Raw genomic sequence first — 1,624 nt, 5'->3', positions numbered from 1 at the left:
CCGTACGATAGCTCCACCCAGGGTGCGACGCCCCGCGCGGCAGCATCGGGAATCACGGCGTCGAGCCAGCCGAAATCGTACTGGCCTTTTACCTTTTCGGTGCGGGCCCAGCCGCCCTGCAGGCGGATGCGCTTGGCCCCCAGTGGGCCGAGGTACTTTTTGTAGGACTGGTAGTCGGTGTAGTCACGGTCCATCGTCTCGCCGCCGATCGACCAGGTGCTGGACGCGATGTCTTTGGCGTCGCGGGTTTTGAACTCGCCGAGTTGGTTGTAGGCGTAGGTGGTTTGGGCGTGGGCGGGCTCGAAGGATAAACTAACCAGCACCAAGAACACTAAAACAAGATTTGAATGAACCATTTGGCAATTTATATTGATTGATAGTATTGAAAAAAGAGAGTTAATTTTGAAACTGATTGAGTTATTGCTTATATTCATCTTACAAAACACAAACGAAATATGACGATCATTTTGAAAAAGGGAATTTCGGGGGACGAAATCAATGAGAAATTGAAGCAAATCAACGAGTCCCGATCACCCAAGCACGATTTCGATAAGTACGTGGGTACCGTAAAAATATCGGGCGATCCCCTGGAAATACAGAAAAGGATGCGGAATGAATGGGAATAACGTTGTTCTAGATACCAACATAATACTCTATCTGCTTCAAGGTGATGCGGTACTACAAGACTTTCTCAAAGAGAAGGATTTCACCCTTTCCTTCATCAACGAGTTGGAGTTGCTTGGTTTCAGAAAAATAACTCCAAACGAAGAGCACTCCCTGCGATACTTTCTGGATGAATGTGCCATATTAGATATCAACCAAGGAATAAAAGACATTACCGTCCAGCTTCGTCGTAAGTATTCGCTCAAACTACCCGATGCAATTATTTGCGCCACGGCTATTTTCCTGGGAATTCCCCTTCTTTCGGCAGATAGGCACTTTGGTCAGATAGAGGAATTGTTGTTCGTTTTGTATCAGCCTTAGCGTTAATAAAGTGCTGGACTTGATGTCTTTGGCGTCACGGGTTTTGAACTCGCCGAGTTGCTTCCAGTTGTAGTTGGTTTGGGCAAACGTTGGGTTAACAAGCGATATCGAGGCCAGGAAATAGAATAGAGGGAATCGTTGAAAGATGTTCATACGGAAATCTAAGTGAAAGTTTTTCTTTACTTTTTTGTAAAACTAAATGGTATAAAGATGCGCCATCAGACCCATCACGTACTGGGAAATAACCCGGTAGCTGCTCTTTTGCAAAGTCTCCCCGCCGCGGTTGATCTGGCAACTACCCGTCAGAAAGCCATCGGGGGTGAGGCTTTTTTCCAGCCGCAGCCGGATGTCCACCAGGCGCTTTTCGGGTAGTTCCGGTAGCCAGCCGGCTCGTTGGCCATACAGCAGCGCCGCGCCAAGGCCTGCCGTAGCGGAGGCGTCATAGGGGGTTTCCGGGAGATCGAGGTACCCGCGCCAGCCGTGGTCGGGCTGTTGATGCTGGAGCGTAAGCTGCGCGTAATGGACATAAGCTTCCCGTATCCTTTTCAGTCGCGCATCCTGCGCGAATGCCTTGTCTTCCCCAATGACCGTAGCGGTGCGGACCAACCCGAGCAAAAACCAGGTATAGCCCCGTCCCCAG

3 protein-coding genes and 1 pseudogene are annotated in these 1,624 nt (G+C 49.7%); 2 read left to right on the top strand and 2 right to left on the bottom strand.

Annotated elements, in window-relative coordinates; all coding sequences use genetic code 11:
* Positions 1–356: pseudogene (locus ACEW8P_RS15725) on the bottom strand (hypothetical protein); the annotation flags it as partial.
* Between the two features lie 99 nt (positions 357–455).
* Here ACEW8P_RS15725 and ACEW8P_RS15720 point away from each other — a divergent pair.
* Positions 456–626: a hypothetical protein gene (locus tag ACEW8P_RS15720; protein WP_373514031.1), complete on the top strand. Its 171-nt coding sequence runs from the start codon at positions 456–458 to the stop codon at positions 624–626.
* On the top strand, positions 613–984 hold the full coding sequence (locus ACEW8P_RS15715) for a type II toxin-antitoxin system VapC family toxin (RefSeq protein ID WP_373514030.1): 372 nt from the start codon (positions 613–615) through the stop codon (positions 982–984). Before ACEW8P_RS15720 ends, ACEW8P_RS15715 begins: the two co-directional genes overlap by 14 nt.
* A 195-nt stretch (positions 985–1,179) precedes the next feature.
* On the opposite strand, the gene ACEW8P_RS15710 is transcribed toward ACEW8P_RS15715, so the two are convergent.
* Positions 1,180–1,624 (bottom strand): glycoside hydrolase family 88 protein (locus ACEW8P_RS15710; protein WP_373514029.1); only part of this gene is annotated, 445 nt, incomplete at its 5' end.

The organism is Persicitalea sp., from assembly GCF_041751555.1.
Classification (GTDB): domain Bacteria; phylum Bacteroidota; class Bacteroidia; order Cytophagales; family Spirosomataceae; genus Persicitalea.
This window is presented reverse-complemented; position numbering and strand designations above follow the sequence as displayed.